Origin of the sequence: Janthinobacterium violaceinigrum (assembly GCF_009208555.1) — a bacterium.
GTDB classification, from domain to species: Bacteria; Pseudomonadota; Gammaproteobacteria; order Burkholderiales; family Burkholderiaceae_D; genus Janthinobacterium; species Janthinobacterium violaceinigrum.
The window spans coordinates 37,471-59,687 of the sequence record NZ_WFLI01000034.1; the positions used below are offsets into that span (position 1 = coordinate 37,471).

Sequence of the window (22,217 nt, forward strand, 5' to 3'; positions counted from 1 at the left end):
CCCGGCAAGCCCGCCGGGGAGACGCGCGAACGGCGAAAAAAAAAGCAGGACAGCCGCGAGACCGCCCTGCTTCCCTGCTGCGCCTATCGGCGTCAGAACGTGCTGATGGCGTTCAGGAACCAGCCCCGGCTGCGATACGACAGATCCGTCAAGTCGTCCGAGAAGGTCGTGAAGTTGTAGCCGATGCCGATCTTGGCGTGCTTTGCCACATGCCGGTAGACGCCGATCAGGGCGCCGGCGCGCGCATCGCCCGCCTCGCGCGCCTTCAGCCGGCGCGCCTCGATCAGGGCGTCCCACTCCTTGACGATGTGGAAGTCGGCGCGCAGCACCAGCAATTCCGCGCGGCTGGAGAACCACTCGCCTTGCGTCTTCGACGCCCGCAACTGGCCCGTGCGCACGCCGAACTTGCCGCCCACGGACAGCCACGGCCGCACGTCATAGGTCGTATCGACATTCAGGATATGGCTTTTCTGCGTGTAGTCGAGCACCCCGCCCGTGACGCCGTCCACCTGGCCTGGCGATGGCAGGTTGTAAAAGTACGTGTACTTGAACAGGGTATTCCAGCGGTCGTTGTCGACGGGACGGTAGGCCGCTCCCGTCACCACTTCCGTGTAGTCGCCATCGTAGAAGGCGCCCCGCGTGGAACTGCTGCGCGACAGGTTGAACTTGCCCAGCAATCGCCAATCGCGGTCCAGCTGGTAGCTCAGCGCATTGCGCGTCAGCCACACCTTGCGGTGTTCGCTGTTTGCGTCCGTGGCGCAGCCGCCGTCGGCCGGCACGGTGGCGCAACTGCCCTCCACGGTTCCCAGCGACTTGGTGCGGTCCGTGCGAAACTCCAGCGCACTGGAAAATTTCAGCCGCTCGTAGGCATACGCCGCCGTCAGGCCGATGGCGTCGCGCTTCAAGTCGCCGGACAGGGGATTCGACAGGGTGCCCGTCTCGAACTTGATGCCCGTGGTCCAGCGTTCGGTGGGCGCCAGGTCCACGCCGAACGCGTGCGTCAGGCTTTGCGGCCCCGCGCCATTGCCCCAGCGGCTTTCCGCAAACAGGCCCGCCCTGTCGTTCAGGCGATAGCGGCTGCCCGCCGTCAAGGTAGACTGGCGGCCGCTGTAGTTCACATCCGGCGTTTCCGTCTCCATGCGGTAGTTCAGGTAGACGCTGCTGCGCTCATCCATCTGCAGGTTGCCGAACAGCTGGCCGCCCGCGCCGCCGCTGCCGCCCGACGCTTCCGCCCCCAGGCGCAGGCGCTCGCTCACCTGGTAGGTGCCGCCCAGTCCCGCGCGGTCATTCAGGGCGCGGTTGCCGCTGCGCGACAAGGTATGCTGCACGAAGCCGTACATGTCCCACGGCGCGTACAGCAATCCTGCCACGCGCGCCGAAGCCACACCGGAAGCGAGCGTGGTGTCGGGGCCGTACTGCGGACCGCCGGCCATGCCCGCCTCGCGGCCCTGCGTCACCAGCTGGCCCGTGATGCCGCCTTGCAGTCCCGGCTGCGGCACGGCGTTCGATGCCGGCACCCTTTCCAGCGCGCCGTCCCGGGCTTGCTGGCCCTGCTGCAGCGGCCGATAGTCGACGCGCAGCACGGCGTCGCTGCGCCCGCCATCCTGGCTCAGGATGGCGCTGGCATTGTCCCTGCCGATCGCATTGTCGCGGCGGTCGTGCCGCATGCCAGCCGACACGCCCCACTCGGCATCGAGCTTGTGGCGCAGCGCCGCTTCCACGGCGCGCGCATCCTGGCTGGTGGCCGTGCGGTCATCCGCCTTCAGCGACACTTCCGTGCGCTCGCCCAGCGGCACGGTCGCCGCCAGGCCCGTTTGCCGCACCGCTTCGCCGTTCAGGGTCTGCATGCCCGGTCCCGCGTAACCGGCTTCGCGGTCCTGCCAGTAGGCGGCGATGCGGCCGCGCGCCGCGCCGCCCAGGTCGGCCAGGTCCAGCGCGCCGTCGAAGCGCTTCGCGTTGGCGGGGCGGCCGCCCGCCGTCGTCTGGTTGAAATCGAAGCCGCCGCTCGATGAACTGAGCACGCTGCTGGCGTCGCCGCTGGAACGGGCTGCCTCGGCCTTGATCCAGGTGCCCGGCCTGTAGCGCAGGGTCAGGTCCAGCTCCTTGAGTGTCTGGTCCGAACCTTGCTCGCCCTGGTGGTAATTGCTGGCGCCGATGCGCACATGGTCGTTGAACCAGTGGCTGGCGCGCACGCCCACCGAGGTGCCGGAAATGGCGCTCAGGCCCGGCACATATTCATACGTCGCCACCAGGTACACGGGGTTGCCGCTCAAGCTGGCGCTTTGCACCAGCGCGCCGCCGTCGGCCACGGAGGACAGCGGCGAGCGCAAGGTCAGGCGGCCCTGCAGGTAGTTGATCTCATAGTCCTGCGAGGGCGTCAGCTGGATGCGCTCGATCACCAGGCCCGAATCCTTGTCGCGCACTTCCACCCACAGGCGTTCCGACCCCTGCGTCAGGTCCAGGTGGCGCAGATAGTATTGCGAACCGCCCGTGCCGCGAAATTCCTCGCGCGACTGCAGCGTGCCCGGCGAAGCGGCAAAGGCGTTGACCGTGCTGGCCTTTTCGCCATGGCTGGTGCTGGCGGCGCCATTCCACAGCAGATTGGCGCCATACAGGCCGCGGCTGTACTGGGCCAGTTCCGAGCCGCTCCAGGTGGTCTGGAAATTCCCCCACATGACGGAGGAATCGCCTTTTTCCAGGCGCACGTAGAAGCGCCCCTGGGTAGGCGCATCGTCGACGGTGGTGCTGTCGTCGCCGTACACGGGATAGTATTTGTCCGGATCGATGCGGCGCAGCAGGTAGTTCGGATCCTTGCTCTGGAAGTTGTGGAACAGGTCGCGCAGCGGCTGCTCGCGCGTGTCGGCGCTGGCCGTCAGCAGGTAGTCGCCCTTGATCTTGCCCTTCAGGTAAAACGCGCCGCGGCCGTCGGCCCAGGTCTCGTTCCTGTAGTGCTGCGTGTCGCCCGTGACCAGTTCGGCCGGCCCCTTGGTGCGGTCGCGGCCAATGGTCAGGTCGGCCAGCGCCACATAGAACCAGTCGCTGTCGGCGATGTTCAGGTTGCGGCGGAAGGTCATGCCGGCTCCGCTGTCATCCTTCACGGCCACTTCCACCGTATGCGGGCCGGGGCGCATGATCTGGCGCATGGCGAACTTGCCGCTGGCGTCGACGGGCACGACCATGCCCAGCGCCGTCACCTGCTGGCCAGGCTTGATCTTCTCGCCGCTGATGGTAACGCTGCCGCCCGCTGCATCGATATTGCGCAGGATCAGGCTCGACTCGCCCCAGTCGGCCAGGGCGTCGCCGCCGGCCTTCTTGCCCGGCGCGTCGGGTGGCGCCGCATCGAGCAGGCGCAATGGCTGCAAACGCGTCTCGTCGAACTTGCCGTCTGCGTCGTAGACGCGCAGCAGGTAGCCGATCTGCTCCGGCGCGTCGGCCGGCGCCTGCCAGGCCGTCGCTACACCCATCGTCGCGGGCACGATGGCAAATGGCTGCTCCTGCGTGCTCTGTCCCTTGGCGAAGATGCGGATCTCGGCGCGCTGCTGGAAAAAAGCGTAGTTGGTGTACGTGCCAAAACGCACGGGCGCCTGGCGCTGCGCATAGGGCGCCGCCAGCCAGACATTCAGGGCCGGCGCGACATTCAGGGGATCGTACTTGACCTGGATGTCGGAGCGCTCGAGCGCCACGTCGACGCAGCGCTGGCGGTCCGCTTCCTGCTGCGGCGTATCGGTGTCCTGCACCACGCCGTCTATGCTGATGGAGAAGGCCGCATCGCGGTTGGCCAGCTGGCTGGCGACGGCGCAGTCGTCGACCAGCACCACCGTCTCGACGCGCCTGGCGGGCGCGCTGGCCACGGCTGGCAGTTCGGCGGTTTCCTCGTACCAGGCACGGATTTCCGTGCGGCGGTTCTGCGCCATGCCTTGCGGCGTGGCGTTCGACGCGATCGCTTCGCTCTCGCCCTTGCCGCTGGCGGCAAAAGCCGACGCCGGCAAGTCCAGTGCACGCATCAGATAGGCCGTGACGGCCAGTGCGCGCGCCTCCGACAGATGCTGGTTCGAGGGGAAAGTCGGCTTGAGCCAGGCGGCGATGCGCTGGTTGTCCGTATGCCCGATCACCTGCACGCGCACCTTCTGCTTGCCGCGCAAACGTGCGGCCAGCGCGTCAAGCCGGGCCGTGGCGGCCGGCAGCAGCACATCGCGGCCGGACTCGAAATTGGTGCCCGACAGCAGGTCGTCGAAGGTCACGCTCTGCTGGGCCGGCGTGGCCGGCGGCACCGCTTCCAGGATCACGCGGCGCTCGGCGCGGCTCAGGCCGGACGGCGCCAGGCCGCTGAAAGCGGGCGACTCCTGTTCCCCGCTCGCGGGCTGCTGCGCCCCCATGCTTTGACCGCGGTCCAGCATTTTTCCCCGCAGCGCGTGTTCGTCTGCCATTTGCGCATGCGCGCCCAGGCAGACAAAGCCTATGCTGCCGAGCAAATACACGAGCCGCTTGGGGGCCGGCCTGGCCGCCGCTTTGAAGGTGCCTTGATTGCTAACGTTCATGGTCATTTTCGGTTTCATTGTGCGCCCTCGATCTCGATGACGAGGGGATATTCGTTTTGCAGTGCCTGCCAGCGCGCCTGCATCTCGCTTTCGATCGCCTTGCTGCGGCGCTGCGCCAGCGCGGCATCGCCGCCAGCGGCATACGCGATGCGCAGTACCGATGGCTTGGCGCGCAGGCTGGCCACCAGTCCTTCGATGCGTGCTGCCCATTCCGGCTGCAAGGCCGTTTCGCCCGCAAGGAATGCGGCGTCGCTCAGCTCAAGACGCACGACACGGTGGATGGTGGCGCCGAAGTTCAGCTTGACCACCTTGCCGCGGGTCAAGCGCACATCGCGCGGATTTTCCGTCGTGACGCGGTAGCCGCTCGGCAGGGTACGGTCATCGAGCTTCATGACGAAGTTCGAGCCGCGGTCCGCATTCGGAATCGCCGGACAAGCCACGTGGAAGCGTCCTTCCGCATCCGTCGTCACCAGCAAGCCGCGCGCCGTCGCCATGCGCACGCCGGCAATGCCCGCCTCGCCTTCGTCCTGGTAGCCGTTCGCATTCCGGTCATCGAAGACCTTGCCGATGATGTCGGGACAATCGAAAGTGGCATCCGGCACCACCCGCACCGTGGCAGTGGCCAGGTTGGAAATACGCGTATCGCCCGTCGCTGCCCAGGCCTGGTTGACGTATTCGCCATCGCCAACGCCGCTGCCCACCATCAGCATCAGCTTGTAGGTCTTCTTCTCCTTCGGCGCGAAACCGCTTTCCTTCCAGCGCAAGCTGCGGCCATCGACGAGCGGCTCCACCGGCACGCCATTGCGGGTCGCGCTGCCGACGCGGTACTTGAAGCCGGCCGGTATCAGGTCGCGCACTTCCATCGCGCCCAGGGTTGCCGCCTGCGGATTGCTGGCCGTGATCGTGTACGGCACCAGGTCGCCGCGCGTGACGTTCAGCATCGGCGTCGTCTTCGTCACCATGATGCTGTCGCTGCCCAGCGGGTCGAGCGGAATGTGGTTGTTCAGGATCGGCGCCGAACCGCCATTCGTGATGACAAAGCTCAGGTAGTACTGCGTGGTCCTGGCGCCTCCGGCGACCAGTCCCGTGCAGTTGTTCGGATCGAGCTCCATCTTCGTCGACAATACCGGCGCCGAATCGCTGGCCTGGATAAAGGCCGGATCCGGCACCAGGCCCACCGTCAGCGGTCCCTTGCAGGCCGGCAGGCTGCCGGACGGCGCCAGCAGGTAGTTCGCCGGCGCCACCACGCTCAGCGTATACACGCCGCTGGGGAAGCCGTTCTGCAGCAGGAACTGGTACATGCCGTCGCTGCCCACGGTTTGCGTCTGCTCGGCAACGCCACCGACCAGGTGCGTGGCGCTGTCGAAACCGGCGGGGCCGCTGATCGACACCACGGCGCCGGACACCGGCTTGCGCGTGACGGAGTCGTACACCACGCCGGCCGGATCGAGCGGCAGATTCTGTTCGACGACACGGTCGCCGTCGCGCAAGGTCAGGTCGCTGATGCGGCTGCCACCTGGCAGCACCACGCCTTCGCCTCCCGTCGACACGGGCACATTCGGCATGTTGTTGCCATCCTTGAGGAAGGTGATCGCGTAGCCGGAACCCGTCGGCAAGCCGCTCGCCTCGTAGCCGGGGCAATGCAGGTTGTCGAACTGGTAGAAGCCTTTCTCGTCCGTGATGGCGCGGCAGATCAATTTGCCTTCCTGGTGCAGCTCGGCCGTCCAGCCGGCCACGCCAGCCTGGCTGCCGTCGAGCGGACGCACGCGGCTGCCGTCGCGGTTCAGCCATACGTAGCCGTTGATGATGGGCGGCTTCAATTGCGGGATGCCCTTCTCGCCGAACAGATAGCCGCGCATGTCGTCGCCCGCCGCCAGCCGGATGCCCGTGATCGTGTCCTTGTTGCCCACGCCGACAGGCTTGCTGGCATTGGCCGTGCCCACCGATCCTGGCAGCACGGACGTCTTGCCGTCCACATAGCCGGCCGGCTGCGTTTCCGTCACGGTGTAGCCGGTAGCGTCGCTGACCGGCACCGTATCGAACAGGTAATTGCCGTCGGCGCCCGTCACCACGCTCAGCTTGACGGGCTTGCCATCGACGGACGTGCCGCTCAGGGTCACCGTCACGCCGGCAATGCCTGGCTCGCCATCGTTGCGGATGCCGTCGTTATTCAGGTCCGCATACACCACGCCACCGAGCTTGCCCAGCATATGGCGTTCGCCAAACAGGTAGCCGCTCGCCTGCGTCGCCACCGGCAGCACGATGTCGCTGATCGTGTTGTGTTCCGGCGCCGCGCCGAAGCTGGCGTTGTTGACCTTGCCGCCGGCGCTGCCGGCCGTTTCGCGGCCGTCGAGATACACGGCAGGCTGGTTTTCCAGCAGGCTGTAGGTACCGGCCGGCAGGCCGTCGAAGCGGTAGCTGCCGTCGCTTCCCGTCACCGCCGTACGGCTCAAGCCGTTCGCACCGCGCACCGTGATTTCAATGTCGGCGATGCCCGCTTCGCCCGCGTCCATGGCGCCGTTGTCGTTCAGGTCGCGATACACGAAACCGCGCAACGACGACACCTGTTCGCGGAAATCATAGCCGCTGCCATTGCCCTGGGGCGGCAGGACGATGCCACTGATGGCATCGACCGCGCCGGTACCGACCGGCTTGCCGTTGATGCTGCCGACAAAGGTCCCCGTCGCCCCCGGATAGTTGCCCAGGCCGGCCGGCTGCGTTTCAGTGACCGTGTAGCCGGCCGGACCCGATGGATACAGGCCAGGGAACGTGTAGCTGCCATCGGCGTCCGTGACGACGGTGACATTGACCGGCCTGCCGTGGCTGTCGATGCCGCTCAGCGTCAGGCTCACGCCCGGCAGGCCCTCGCCCTTCTCGTAGCTGCCGCTGTCGTTGGCATCGCCGTACACGCGGCCGGCAATGCTCGCCGCCTGCAATTCGCCGAAGTCAAAAAGCGTATGGCTCTTCGCCGCATCGAATGGAATGCGCGCGATGGTATTGGCCGTGCCGATGTCGCAGGCCGGATTGGCGCAGGAAGCGGCGCCGTCGATCAGGCCCTTGCGCTGGCGTCCGTCCAGATAGGCGGCCGGCTGCGTTTCCACCAAGGTATAGCCAGCCGCATTCGCGTGCGGCAGGTCCCGGAAGCTGTAGCTGCCGTCGGCGGCCGTGATGGCCGTGCGGTTGACCGGCGTGACGCCGTCGCGGGCGATGCCGGACAGGCTGACGGTAACGCCGGCGATGCCCGTGGTTTCACCCGCATCGCGTACGCCATTGTCGTTGGCGTCGACGTAGACGGCGCCGCTGATGGCGCCCGTCTTCTCGCCGAAATCGTAGCCCGTCAATTGCGCGCCCGGCGCGAGCGTGATGGCGCTGACCACGTTGGCCACGCCGGTATTGCCGCCGCCATTGCCGGCCGCCTGCGCCGCATCGGCGTAATTGACCGGCTGCGTTTGCGTCACGGTATAGGTACCGGCAAGCAGGCCGTCGAAACGATAGGCGCCGCTGGCATCGGTCAGCACCGTCACGGGACCGCCTGCGCCACCCGTCAGCGTCAAGGTCACGCCCGCCAGCGGCGTGTCGCCGCTGCCGGCCGCGCCATTGCCATCCACGTCGAGATACACCTTGCCGGCAATGCTGCCCGTCAGTTCGCCGAAATTGTAGTCGCGCGCGCTGCCGCCGTTCGGCAGCACGATGCCACTGAACTGGTCGAAACGGGGCGCGCTGCCGCCGATGCGGCCTGTCGCGACGCCATTGACCGTGCCCACGCTTTCCGCGCCATCGAGGTAGGCGGCAGGCTGGGTTTCAGCCACGGCATAGCCGTTGCCGTCGCTTTGCGGCAGGCCCGTGAAGCTGTAGCCGCCGTCGGCCGCCGTTTGCAGCGTGCACACGGCAGGCACGATCACGCTGCAGACATCGAAGCCGTCCGCCGTGGTGCCCGACAGGGTGAGCGTCACGCCCGCGATGCCCGTCTCGCCCCCATCCTTGCGGCCGTTGCGGTTCGCATCGATATACACGTAGCCGGACAGCGACTGCGCCACGCCGCCCGACGCGCCTGGCGCCTGGCCGAAATGGTAGCCCGTCGCCGTGGCGCCGGGCAGCAGCACGATGGCGCCGGCAGTGCGGATCGCCGCACCGGGCACGCCCGTGCCAGGCACGCGCACGGCGCCGTCGATCAGGCCACCGAGACTGCCAGCCTGCGCACCCGTGTGATACAGGCTGGCCGGCGGCGTGACTGTCACGGCATAGCCGGCAGCATCGCTCGGCGCCAGGCCCGCAATCAGGTAGCTGCCATCGGCGCCCGTCTGGAAGGTGCAGCTCGGCATGGCATTGCCCGGACAGACGGGACGACCGAGATGGTCATTGCCGCTCAAGGTCAGCGTGACGCCGGCCACGCCCGTGCTTTCGCCACCCTGGCGCACCGCATCGCGGTTGCTGTCCATGTAGACGCTGCCGGCAATCGACGCCAGCGCCAGTTCGCCGAAATTGCGCTCGGTGTAGCTCAGGCCCGGTTCGATGCTGCCGATGACGATGCCTTCCGGCGCCGCGCGTCCCGCGCTGTTTGCCACGACATTGCCGGCGCCGTTCTGCTCCTTGCCATCCGCATGGCCGGCAGGCTGGGCCAGTTCGGTCACCGTGTAGGATTCTCCCAGACGGCTAGGCGGGACATTGGTGAAGCTGTATTTGCCATTGGCGTCGGTGGTGGCCGTACATGCGCTGCCCATCGCCACGCACACGTCGGCGCCCCAGAATGTCAGTCCGGAGAGCTTCACCTGCACGCCAGCGATGCCATTTTCGCCCGCCTCGCGCAAGCCGTTGTTGTTCCTGTCGGCGTACACGTAGCCGCTGATGGCCGCATGCGCGTATTCCTGGAACAGGTAGCCCGTCGCCGCCGTATTCGGCGCCAGCACGATCTGGCCGATGGTGTTGTGCGCCGCGCTGGCGGAGCAGTTGGCGCCGTTGTCGCAGCTGGCCGGCGGCGGCGTGCCACCGGCCGTGCCCGCGACTTCAAACAGGTCGGCGTAGCTGGCCGGCTGTGTCTCGACGAGGGTGTAGCCGCCGGCTGCGGAGCGCGGCAGGCGGTCGAACAGGAAGTCGCCGCTGCTGGTGCTGAGGGTCAGCGGCGCGCCCGCCGTGCCGATATCGTTGCCCCAGAAATCCTGGCCGTACAGCGAGAACGTCACGCTGCTGGTGATTTTTTCACCGGCATCCATGCCGTTGCTGCGGTTCGCATCGTTATACACGGAGCCGGCGATGCTCGACTTGACGATCTGCACGTCGACGCTGGCACTGTTGTTGCCGGCGTTCGGATCGCGCGAGGTGCCCGGCGTCGGCACGATGCTGGCGGTATTCGTGATGTTGCTGGCGAACGGTCCCGCATAGGCCGGGTATGGCGCCTTCACCGGGATGGTGATGGCGACCAGGTTGGCCGTGTCGGCGGCGCCCGAGGCAATCGGCAGCACGCCCAGCGTGCACGTCACGGTGACCGGCGAACCGCTGCTGACGCAGTTGTTCAAGGCCAGCGCAGCGCCCGAGCCGAGACGCGCCGTCGGTGCGCCCGTCAGCACGAAACCGGCCGGCAGCACGTCGGTGACGACCGTGCTGGCCGCCAGGGCGGGCCCCAGATTGCCCACCACCAGGGTGTAGCTGAAGGGCTGGTTGATGCTGAACGGCGATGCGGGCGAGACGGTTTTCGACACCAGCATCAGATCGGTCTTCGGCAGCACGGTGGTGGTTTCTTCCACCACGTTGTTCGTCGCCAGCTTGTCGCCGGCAAACGGCGCCGCGCCCGTTTCCAGCGATTCGACGCTGGCGTTGATCTTGTAGGTGATCGATCCCAGCGGTGCATTGCTGACGGGACCCGTATCGAATTTCAGGCCGAACACGCGGCTGGCGCCACTGGACAGCGTGCTGTCGCCGGGCACGCTGGCCAGGTAGCACACCACGTTCGTGCCCGCGCCGCCCGGCTGGCTGCACGCGGCACCGGTCGGCAAGGTGCTGCCGGCGGCATTCCACAGCATGGTATACGGCATGGCCGCGCCATTTTGCGGCGGCGGCATGGGCGTGACGACCAGCTTCAGGCCCGTGGCCAGCGACGGCCCGTTATTTTGCACGGTGACCCGGTACACAAGCGCATCGCCGAACGGGCTCTGTTCGTAGCCCGTATCGACGGCCGACACGCTCAGGTCCAGCTCCTTGCTGATCACGGTGACGGTGGTGCTGTTGCTGTTGTTGGCCGCATTGCTGTCGTCGGTCGTCGTGCTGATGGTGGCGCTGCTGGCATAGGCCGCGTCGAGCGCATCGGGATACGGGAACACGGGAATGACCGAGAAGATCAGCTGGCGCGTCTCGCCATCGGCGAGTCCAAAGGTCCGGCATTCGATGCCGGATTGTCCCGCATAGGGCGCACCGCTGAAGGCGGGCACCAGCGTGCATTGCGCGGCGCTGCCCGCGATGCTGGCCGAGCCGGCCACATACGCCATGCGATCCGGATCGATGACCTGGCGCAGCACCACGTTGGCCGCGCTGCTGGGACCATTGTTGCGGATCGAGGTGGTGAACACCAGCTGCACGCCGACGCGCACGGGGTTAGGCGCACCGGACATCGCCGTGACGCCGACGTCGGCCAGCGGCACCACGGTGACGGTGGCACCGGAGCTGTTGTTGGCCGCATCGGTGTCGATGGCATCGGGGCTCGATACCGTGGCGGTATTGAGCAAGGCGCCGTCCTTCAACGGACGGTTGAGCGTGATGGTGATGCTGCGCGACGCGCCATTGCCCAGATTCAGCAGCGTGCACGTGATGGTCGATGCAAAGCTGCAGCTTTCGCCGGCGCCGCTGCCGGCCAGCACGACGCTGCCGCCCGTAGTGCCGCCGCTGCCGTTGTACCAGTGCGGCAAGGCATCGACCACCTTGACGGTCGGCGCGCTGTCCGGACCCGCATTGCTGACCACCAGGGTATAACTGAAGGTATTCGAGGCGGCCGGCAAGCTGGCCAGGGACGCCGTCTTGACGATGGCCAGGTCGACGTTCAACGGCGTCGACGTGACGCTGGCGGTGGCGCAATTGCCCGTGCTCGCATTGTCCGGCGGCTGGTGCGCCGACCCGGCGGCCATGCCGGTACAGGCGGTATTGCTCAAGGTGCCGGAAAAACCCGCTTGCGCGCGCGTGGTCAGCACCAGGGCAGGCAGTTTCGCGCCGCGCGCCAGGCTGCCGGAGATCGTGTAGGTACAGGTCACCAGCTGGCCCGCCGCGCTGCACGTCCAGCCGGCGCCGCTGGCGCCCACATAGCTTTCTTGCGGCGACAAGGTATCGGTGACGGTCACGGTGCCGCTGGCGGCACTGGTGGAGGTGCTCGCATTGGTGACCGTGATGGTATTGGTGATCAGGCCATTGGCCGCGACGAGTCCTGGCGACTTGCTCTTGGTCAGGGTCAGGTGGGCGAATGGCGCGACGATGGTGTAGGTGGCCGAGGCGGGATTGTTCAAGCCGTCGAGCGGGGCGCTGCGTGCCACGTCCACCACGTTGGCGCCGCCCGTCGCGCCCGAGGCGACGGTCAGCGGAATCAGGAACTTGGAAGAGGTGGCGCCCAGCGCCAGCGCGCCGACATTGCAGGTGATAGTCTGGCCAGCCCTGGCGCAGCCGGCCGGCAAGGTGCCGATGGTGAAATCGCTGGACACCGTCGTCTTCACGGTGACGCCGCTGGCGTCCTGCGTGCCGCTATTGACGGCCCACAGGTTCAGGCTGACCGCCTCGCCCTGCGTCAACGAGCTCAGGCCGCTGGCGTTCGACACGAGGGTTTGCCGGGCATCGAGGTCGGTGCCCGGCTTGACCGTGACGATGACCTGGCTGGGTCCGTTGTTGCCGTCTTCCGGATCGCCCGTCTGCAAGTCGCTCGATGCCACCGACGCGCCATTGGTGATGGTGCCGGCGATGCTCTTGACGATGCGCCCGCCGATCGTGATGGGGGGAGCTTGCTGCCCGACGCCGATGGCCGCGCCGCTGTAGGTACAGGTCAGCACGGTGCCCGAACGGGCGCACGCCCAGCCCGTGCCTGACGCCGACGCGTAGGTAAAGTCTGCGCTGGCCGGCAGGTTATACGTGACCTTGAATTGCGATGCGCTGTCCGGACCGGCATTTGCCACGTCCACCCGGTAGCCCACCGTTGCGCCGGCCGCTGCCGTACAAGCGGCGGGGCAGCCGCTCAAGCCCGTCGTGCCGCTGGCGGCGACGCTCAGGTCCGCGCCCTTGATGACGGTGACCGTCTTGATCGAATCGTTGTTGAAGCTGTTGCCGTCCGTGTCCACGTTGACAAAGGACACGCTGGCCTTGGTCACCACGGCAGACGCCGCCGAGCCCGTGCCGCTGAAATTGACCGTCCAGTTCGCGGTCTTGCCCAGTCCGTTGCGCGTGCAAGTGAGCAATTGCGGACTGGCGGCCAGATTGTAGGCGCAGCCGGCCGGCGCCGTGCCCGATGCAAAATTCACATTGGCAGGCAGTTCCACCGCCAGGCGCACAGTGCCCGTTGCATCGACCAGGTCCTCATTGTTCGTCACCACCACCGAAAAGCTGGCCTTGCCGCCGCGCGGCACGGGGTCCGGCGCTTGCAAGTAGGCGGAAACGGACAAGTCGATTGTCGCCGCCGACGCCGCTCCCGCCGCGCCAAGGGTCCAGCAACAGGCGATCAGCCATAGCAGGCGCTGCAGGAGACCGCGCGGCCCTCCCCGCTTGCAGGAGATCAGACAGGAAAAGATAGTGCGCAAAAAGGAGGACATAGGCATGGCAGTCGTCAGGGGGTTGTGCGGTGTGCTGCAACGGCACTTCCGGCCCAGAAAAAACAGCGAACGGCCTGTTTTTTCACCCTGCGGACATGGCAAGGCGGCACGAAAGTCAACAAATATTCAATGTGTAATTTATGACAACATTGAGAATTTGCGACATTCTGGTGCATTTTTTAATGCATTACAAGCAATAAAAATATTAAATAATTAATTAATTGAAATTATCAAGTAAAAACAAAAATCCTTCAAAGGCACTTGCTTTCATGTCAATTAATATGTCTATTTTGTTATTTTTAAAAATTGGTACTAAGCCTGGTTTTTTGGCTTTGCGCCCGGAGGATGGGAGAAAAAGAGGGGAAAGACGCCAATTTCGGCCTATATGCCACTATGTACGATACAGTACATACCAGAAAAGAAAGTGTTAGCCATGTGATACTAAAAATAATTGAAATGACAATGTTTATTGGTATCACAGGCGCTGCACGGCAGAAATCGCAGAAAATTTCTATTTGGAAATTTTTTATGCGCGGCAACGTGAAAAGGGAGTTGTAAAAATACAACAAGAAGATCGGCAGCGCACCGCCGCGGACAGGGGAAAAACGGGGATGTGTCAAAAAAAACGGCACGGGGGAGACTGCCCCGCCGGCATCCAGGCCAACACCGCGGATGCGGCGGCAACCGGCGGGCAGCGGCAGGCTGCCTGCCGCGACGGGGACCGGGCGCTAGTCCCGGCCGATGCAGGACATCCGCTGCCGGAGCCAACGCTAAGGGCGGGCTCCTGCGGACCAGCCACCGCCCATGGCCCGATACAGGTCCACCGAGGCGACGAGGATGCGCGTCTTCAGCTGCAGCAAGCCCACGTCGGCGCTGTACAGGGTGCGCTGGGCATCCAGCTCTTCCAGGTAGGAGGCGTAGCCATTGCGGTAGCGGTTATGCGCGATGCGCAGGGTATCTTCCGCCGTAGCGCGGCGCGCGTCGTTTTCCACCGCTTGCTGCTTGAGCCGGTAGATGGCGCCCAGGCTGTTCTCCGTTTCCGCGAAGGCGTTGCGCACCACGTTTTCATACGTGTACGCGAGCTGGTCGCGCTGCGCACCGGCCGCATCGGTCTGCGCCTGCACGCGCCCGCCGTCGAACAGGGGACCGGCCGCCAGCGCCGTCAACCGCCACAGGGCCGTCGGCGCATGCAGGAAATCCGTCAGCGTCGTGGCTTGCCCGCCGCCCACAGCCGTCAGCTTGAACGAGGGCAGCAGCTGGTCGCGCGTGGCGGCCAGGCTGGCATTGGCGGCCGCCAGGTTGTGTTCCGCGCGCGCGATGTCGGGCCGCCGGCGCAGCAATTCCGACGGCAGGCCGGCAGGCACGCCAGGCGCCGCCAGGTCGGCCAGCGGCAAGCCGCGCGCGATGGGGCCGGGATTGCCGCCGACGAGGATAGCCAGCGCATTTTCCTGTTCAAAGATCTGCCGCTGCAGCTGCGGCACCTGCTCGGCTGCCGCATGGTATTCCGATTGTGCCTGCAGCCATTCCAGCCGCGAGCTGTAGCCCACCTCGAACTGCTTGCGCGCCAGCTCGCGCGATTGTTCGCGCAGCTGCAGGGTCGATTGCGTCAGCGCCAGCTGCGCGTCCAGGCCCCGCAGATTCAGGTACGCCGTGGCCACGCTGGCGGCGATCGACAGGGCGGCCGCATCGAGGCTAGCCTGTTCGGCGCGGTAGCTCTCGCCCGCCGCGTCGCTCAGGCTGGCCAGCCGGCCCCACACGTCGATTTCATAGCTGGCCTGCAGTTCGGCCTGGAAGACATTCGTCACATACGGCTTGCCGCTGGAGGCCAGGGTGCGCGTGCGCGTGGGCGAACCGTCGAAGGCCAGGTTCGGCGCGCGGTTCGCATCGGCCTGCGCCAGCCGCGCGCGGTATTCCTGCACGCGGGCGCGCGCCACGCGCAAGTCGCCATTGCGCGCCAGCGCTTCGCCCACCAGATCGCTCAGCACGGAGTCGCCGAAGGCCTGCCACCACAGCTGCTCCACCTGCGCGCCAGTCGCGGCAGGCGCGCCGGCCGCGTGCGCGCGCCAGCCGGACGGCAGCTGCAAAGCCGACGGGGGCGGCAAAGGCGCGTTGGCGGCACAGCCGGCCAGCGCCAGCGCACCCGCCATCAACAAGGCGCGGCGTCTCATGGCTTGGCCTTTGCGGCTGCCTTTTTCGGCGGCGCCGGCGGAGGGGCGGGATTGTCCTCCGAGTCGTTCAGCACGGCGGACGTGTCGACGCTGACCACCACCGACATGCCGGGCACGAGCCGGCGCGCATTCGCCTGGCCCGGATCGATGCGGATGCGCACGGGAATGCGCTGGGCAATCTTGAGGTAATTGCCCGTCGCGTTATCGGCCGGCAGCACGGAAAATTCGGAACCGGTGGCCGGCGAGATGCGTTCCACCTGGCCCGTCAGCACGGCGCCGTCGAGCGCATCGACGTGGAAGGTGGCGCTCTGCCCTTCCTGCACGCCGTTCATCTGCGTTTCCTTGAAATTGGCGATCACCCACATCTGGCGCGGCACCAGCGCCATCAGCTGCGCGCCCGAATTCACGTACGCGCCCTGGCGCACCGTCACCTGGCCCAGCTGGCCGTCGGAAGGGGCCACGATGCGCGTGTTGTCGAGGTCGATCTTCGCTGCCTTGACGGCTGCCTGCGCATTCGCCACGGCCGCTTCCAGCGCCTGCTTGTTGACCACCACGCTATGCACGCTTTGCTGGGCAATGTCGAGATTGGCCCGCGCCTGCGCCAGCGCGGCAGCCATCTGCGCCTGTGCGGCGCGCGACTGGTCGTGTTCGCGCTGCGACAGGGAACCGTCGGCCACCAGCTGCTCCACGCGATTGAGGTCGGCGCTGGCCTTGCGCGCCTGCGCTTCCGCATTGGCCAGCGCCGCCTCGCTGACGGAAATGCCCGCCTGCGCGCTGGCCTTCTGCTGCGCCCAGTTCGACAGCGCCGCCTGCTGCGCCGCCAGCTGGGCCTGCGCCTGCTCGTAGCGCTGCTGGTAGATGCGGTCGTCGATACGCACCAGCAGCTGGCCTTCCTTCACATCCATGAAATCCTGCACCGTCACTTCCACCACATAGCCGGACAGCTGCGTGCCGATGATCGTCACCTGCCCCCGTACGGTGGCGTTTTCCGTCGTCACGATGGGGCTGGTGAAGGGCGGCAGGCGCCACGCGTACAGCACGATCAGCACGCCCACCAGCGCCACGGCGGCAAAGGCCAGCGCGGACAGCCACTGGTGGCGCCGGTCCGGCTGCGCCGTGGACGAGGCGGCAGGCGCGGCGGCAGGCGCTGCCGGTGCCGGTGCCGGTGCGGGTGCGGATGCGGGAGGTGGCGGTGGATTCTTATTGTCTGTCATTGCTCGGTTCCGAATTGGTAATGGGGACGATGGCCATGGCCGTCTGTGCATCGCGCACGGGGCCGACCAGGCGCCGCGCGCCGGTGGTGATGCGGGTCCAGGACTGGCTGACCAGCATCCACAGCAAGGTGGCGATGGCGACGCCGGCGATCATCAGAAAAACATCGTTGTAGGCCAGCACATTGGCTTCGCGCGTGGCGATGGCGCCCAGCCGCGCCACGCCCTGGGCGCTGCGCAGCACCGGGTCGCCCAGCACGCTGCCATAGCTTGCTGCGCCCGACTGCACGCGCGCGGCCACCTGCGGATCGAGCATGGTCAGGTGCTCGACCAGGTAGCTGGAATGGTATTTCTCGCGCGCCGTCTGGATGGTGCCGACGATGGCCGAACCGAGCAGGCCGCCCAGGTTCTGCGTCATGGTAAACATCACGGAAAAGCTGACCAGGTTGCGCGGCTCGGCGATGACGGCGCCCATGCCGGCCACCATGGTGGGGCCCAGGAAATACGTGCCGCCAAAGGCCAGCAGGAACTGGCTCAGGTACATATTGACGGGGCGCGTCTGGCTGGTGGCGTGCGCGTCGATCAGCGCGCCAAGGGCGATCAGCAGCAGCGCGAACATCAGCGAGCGGTGGATGGTGGCGGGATTGATGGTCAGCGCGCTGACCACCAGGCCCGCCACGCTGCCCAGGAGCACCACGATGAACAGGTTCTGCATCTGGTCCGTGTTCAAGCCCAGCGCCTGCAGGAAGCCAACGGCCCCCGTCGATTCGGACAGCACGACGCGAAACAGCAGCACGGATAAAAACAGCTTGGCGATCTTGCCCGTGGTGAGCCAGCGCGTGTTGAGCAGCGGGCGCGCGCGGTTATGCTCGATGGCCAGCGATGCGGCGATCAGCACGATGGAACACGCCAGGCACACGCCCACCCATTCGGCTTCCATCCACCAGGCCGTGCGTCCCTGCGCCAGCACGGCGCACAGCAGGGCCACGCCGGGCGCGAACAAGATGAAGGTGAGGAAATCGAGGAGCTCGAAGGTTTGCACGCGGTCGCCGGGCGGCAGTTTCAGGGCCAGCACGCAGCCCAGCGCCAGCAGGGTCAGGCCCAGTTCGAACAGGTACAGGCCGTGCCATTCGCCGATCTGCAGCAGCTCGGACGTGAAAATGCGCGCCAGCGGCAGCGCCAGCTGGGCAAAGCCCAGGCCCAGCACCACGCCCTTGAGCCGGTGCCGCGCGGGAAACGCCTGCAAGGTGTAGTACAGGCCCAGCACCCCCAGCGCGCCGCCCACCATACCATGCGCGGCGCGCACGGCGATGGCCGACGGCAGGGTATTCGCATACAGGTGGGCGAAGGTGACCAGCGCGTACAGCACGAGGAAGAATTCGGTAAACAGGCGCAGGCCGAACTGCTGGCGGAATTTCACCAGCAGCAGATTCATGGAGACGATGGTCATCACGTAGGCAGCCGGCAGCCACTGCATCTGGTAGGCATACGCGCCCAGCGAACCCTGCAGGTTCAGCAAATTGGCCGTCACCAGGCCGTTGCCCAGCCCGCCCGTCAGCGCGACGATCAGGCCGACGATGAAATACGCGACGCGCTTGGGCGTCGAATGTTCGGGCGTCGATGGCGACCCGGGCAGGTTCGGGCGTTCGCCCGGCCCCCAGGTCCGTGGTGTGTACTTGTCCATGCGGCAATCGCGATCTAGTTTGCTGAAACCGTTCTTTGCTGCAGCTCTACTGCTATTAAGCAAACAGTTGCAAATGAACAGTTCTAGTCAGCAGCATATCACCGCAGGACATTTTTATTGTTTACATTGTTGGGCGGCGTTGCGCAGACAGGGCAAACAGGATAGGCGGCCGGACCGGCGGGGCCGGACCCGACGGATCCGCCCCGCTCCTTCGCCTGCGCCGTAGCCGCCGATCACACGCGCGGCGGATCCGTCTCGCGCGCGAACGCCCGGTGCGCCGCCAGCGCCTTCTTAAAGGCGGCCACGGCTTTCACCACCTCGCCGGAGGCCACGATGAAGATGGCGGGATCGGGTTTGCCATCGGGCAGGGTCGCCGGTATGCCGGCCTTGTCCAGCAAGCTCTTGCCGGCGCCAACGGCCAGCATCGGCTTGCAGTGGCGGTATTGCAGGCGCAGGAAATCGAGCGCGTTGGCGTCGCTGCCCAACTGCTGCACGGCGCCCTGGCCGTCCGGGATTACGACGGCATCGAACAGCACGGACGGCCCCGTTTCCAGCGACACTTCCACGGCCAGCGGCGCGCCGCCGCTCGTGTCGACCTTGCCCAGGTGGCTGCCCACCAGGCGCGGCACGGCGCCGTCGGCCAGCAGGGACGCGTAGATGCTGCGCGCCTGCGCGCCATCGCTGCCCGGCCCCACGAGGATGGCCACGCGCAGGGTATGGATGCCCGTCTTGCCGGGCCGGAAAAAGAGCGACAGTTCCGGCGACGGCGGATACGTGGGCATGGGCAGCATGGAGACGAGCGGCATGGCCGGCGGCAAGGCCAGGCCCAGGCCGTCGGCCAGGCGCTGCGCCAGGGTTTCATCGACATTGCGCAGCATGGCGACGACGCGCTGGCGGATGGCCACCGTCTGCACCTTGCTCAGCTCAAAGCGGAACGCATGCACGATATGCTCTTGCTCGACCGGCGTCTGGCTGATCCAGAACAGCCGCCCCTGCGCAAAATGCTCGGCAAATTTCTCGGGCTTGCCGCGCACCTTGTCGCCCTCGACGGAGGCGGGAAAGCTGTTGAAACCTTTGGCCCCCGCCTGGAACGGACAGCCGCCCGCCAGTGAATTGGGTTCATACGCTACCCGCCCCCGGTTGATGGCCTGGCGGTGGATGCCGTCGCGCTGGTTGTTGTGCAGCGGCGCCAGCGGAGAGTTGATGGGAATTTCATGGAAATTGGCGCCGCCCAGGCGCGTGATCTGCGTGTCCACGTACGAGTGGATGCGGCCCTGCAGCAGCGGATCGTTGCTGAAATCGATGCCGGGCACGATGTGCGCCGTACAGAAGGCCACCTGCTCCGTCTCGGCGAAAAAATTGTCCGGGTTACGGTTCAAGACCATTTTCCCGACGGGGATCAACGGCACGAGTTCCTCGGGTATCAGCTTGGTGGGGTCGAGCACGTCGAAGGGGAATGCCTCCGCCTGCGCTTCCGTGAAGACCTGGAAGGCCAGCTCGTATTCGGGGTATTCGCCGCACTCGATGGCTTCCCACAGGTCGCGCCGGTGGAAATCGGAATCGGCGCCGCTGAGCTTGACGGCTTCATCCCACACGAGCGAATGCGTGCCGGCCATGGGCGACCAGTGGAATTTGCAGAAGACGGACTGGCCCTTGGCGTTCACGAGGCGGAAGGTGTGCACGCCAAAGCCCTGCATCATGCGAAAGCTGCGCGGGATGGCGCGGTCCGACATCACCCACATCAGCATGTGCGTGATTTCCGGCGACAGCGAGGCAAAGTCCCAGAAGGTGTCATGCGCGCTGGCCGCCTGCGGGATGCCGTTGTTCGGCTCGGGCTTGACGGCGTGGATCAGGTCGGGGAACTTCATCGCATCCTGGATGAAGAAGACGGGAATGTTATTGCCGACCAAATCCCAGTTGCCTTCATCCGTATAAAACTTGACGGCGAAGCCGCGCACGTCGCGCGCCGTATCGGTCGAACCCCGTTCGCCGGCCACCGTGGAAAAGCGCACGAAGACGGGCGTGCGCTTGCCCGCCTTGGCGAACGGCGCGGCGCGCGTGTGCTTGCTTTGCTCCTTGTAGCATTCGAAGTAGCCGTGCGCGGCCGAGCCGCGCGCATGCACGACGCGCTCGGGAATGCGCTCATGGTCGAAATGCGTGAGCTTTTCACGCAAAATAAAATCTTCCATCAGGGTGGGGCCGCGCAAGCCCGCCTTCAGCGAATTCTGGTTGTCGCCCACGGGCACGCCCTGGTTCGTCGTCAGCACGCAGCCGCTGTCGTCGGCGCGGGCGCCATCGAGCGTCGCGTTGCGCGCATTCTCGCCCAGGGCCGGCTGGCCGTCGCCCACCTTCGGCGAAGCCAGCGTTTCGCCCGTCGTGCTGGCCGTGGCCAGCGCTTCGTGCGACGCCACGTGCACGCCTTCGGCCGGCGCACGCGCCGCCTCGCCGTACTGGCCGGCGAGATTCGGATTGTCGGGCATGCCGGCCGACAGCGCCTGGCCTGCGGCGGCTTTTTTCAGCAGCGCCTGGGCTGCGGCGTGGTCGCTGCCCAGGCTTTGCGGCGGATCCGTTTCGGATGGACCGGACATGCTGCTCAATACGGAACCCGCACCGTCCGTGGACGGCGTTTTCTTGTTGCTAGCCATGACGTCTCCTGTGAGTAGTTTGCCCCGGGAGAACGCTATAGCTCCCTCATTCAGCGCACGAACAGGGCAATGAAATAATGATGGGAACAGGTACGCCCGTCAGGTGCGACAACGCGTAAGTCTTCCCCCTTACCGCTTGCTACGACTACCTCGTGCGCGTGGGCGCCGGCTCCGTTCGCCAGGATGGCGAAACGGGCAGGCGCCCACGACAAATACTCGACAGGAATGCGTAAAACGACGGCTAGTTACGATTTACGCGAACCCAGCAATTTCGACAGGCCATAACCGGCAGCGACGGCCACCAGCAGCGATACGGCAGGGCGCTCGCGCACGTAGCCGCGGCCCGTCTCGCCGGCGCGCTGGCAGGCGGCGCCCAATTGCTTGCCGCGCGCCACCAGGCGTTCGGAAGCCTTGCTGACGGTATCGCTGACCTGGTCGATGCGGTCGCCCACCACGTCCACGCCGTCATGGGCGCGCGTGGCTACCTTGTCGGCCAGGGGCTGAGCCTGGCTAGCCACCTTGTCGATGGTGCGGTGCAAATCCTGGCGGGTATCCTGGACCGTGCCGTTCAAATCGGAGCTGGCTTTTTCAATCGCGTTCATGATGGTTTCCTTTAACAGTGAATAATTTCAACCATGCTCGATGCCGTGATCGAATCATGATTCTCCTCGCTTCCGGGAAAAAGAAGCGGCTAAACGCTGCCGGGCTGAGCCATATCAAACTCTGGATCAGCAGCAAGCTGTTAGCACCACCTTAACCGCGCCCGCCCCGCGCCACCGTGCGCTGCCACACCTTGTAGGCCAGACTTAAATGCCTGTCGGAAATAACGTCCCCGCCGGCCTGGCGGGGTGGATGGGGCGCGAAGCGCGATGGCACGCCAGGCGGGCCAGTTGCCGCCGGACTATTTCAGCGAGTGTGCCGCCTCCTGCAATTATTGCAATTGCAGGAACTGCCCTGCCTCACGCGGCGCTGATGTTGACGCTCAACCGTCCCGGCGAAAACATATTGGCGGCATATTGGCGGCGGCGGGCAAAACCATCAGGCGAAAAAAAACCCACCGTTTGAGCGGTGGGTTTTTCTCTACTGCGAATACTTGGTGCCGTTGGCCGGAATCGAACTGGCGACCTTCACATTACGAATGTGCTGCTCTACCAACTGAGCTACAACGGCGAAGACCCACATTCTACAAACAATGCACAA

7 protein-coding genes and 1 tRNA gene are annotated in these 22,217 nt (G+C 66.0%); all 8 read right to left on the minus strand.

The window, feature by feature from the left end; translation table 11 throughout:
- Positions 1-92: 92 nt before the first annotated feature.
- The 8 genes from GCN75_RS22790 to GCN75_RS22825 all read right to left on the minus strand — a co-directional run bounded on the left by GCN75_RS22790 (position 93) and on the right by GCN75_RS22825 (position 22,187).
- Positions 93-4,538, minus strand: a complete 4,446-nt coding sequence (locus GCN75_RS22790; RefSeq protein ID WP_193317612.1) for an OmpA family protein — start codon at positions 4,536-4,538, stop codon at positions 93-95.
- Positions 4,539-4,552: 14 nt separating this feature from the next.
- Positions 4,553-13,162 carry an SdrD B-like domain-containing protein gene (locus GCN75_RS22795; RefSeq protein WP_152284428.1) on the minus strand — a complete coding sequence of 2,870 codons (8,610 nt, stop codon included), beginning with the start codon at positions 13,160-13,162 and terminating at the stop codon, positions 4,553-4,555.
- 917 nt (positions 13,163-14,079) lie between these two features.
- Positions 14,080-15,477, minus strand: a complete 1,398-nt coding sequence (locus GCN75_RS22800) for an efflux transporter outer membrane subunit (protein ID WP_152284429.1) — start codon at positions 15,475-15,477, stop codon at positions 14,080-14,082.
- A complete protein-coding gene (locus GCN75_RS22805) occupies positions 15,474-16,691 on the minus strand; it encodes an HlyD family secretion protein (protein WP_193317613.1) in 1,218 nt (405 codons plus the stop codon). Before GCN75_RS22805 ends, GCN75_RS22800 begins: the two co-directional genes overlap by 4 nt.
- Complete coding sequence (locus GCN75_RS22810) at positions 16,678-18,372, minus strand: MFS transporter (protein ID WP_193317614.1); 1,695 nt, start codon at positions 18,370-18,372, stop codon at positions 16,678-16,680. Before GCN75_RS22810 ends, GCN75_RS22805 begins: the two co-directional genes overlap by 14 nt.
- Positions 18,373-18,605: 233 nt before the next feature.
- Positions 18,606-21,017 carry a catalase gene (locus tag GCN75_RS22815; RefSeq protein WP_152284430.1) on the minus strand — a complete coding sequence of 804 codons (2,412 nt, stop codon included), beginning with the start codon at positions 21,015-21,017 and terminating at the stop codon, positions 18,606-18,608.
- A gap of 245 nt (positions 21,018-21,262) precedes the next feature.
- Positions 21,263-21,619 (minus strand): YtxH domain-containing protein, encoded by a 357-nt coding sequence (locus GCN75_RS22820; RefSeq protein WP_152284431.1) that lies wholly within the window; start codon positions 21,617-21,619, stop codon positions 21,263-21,265.
- 492 nt (positions 21,620-22,111) lie between these two features.
- Positions 22,112-22,187 (minus strand) — tRNA-Thr (locus GCN75_RS22825).
- Positions 22,188-22,217: the final 30 nt, after the last annotated feature.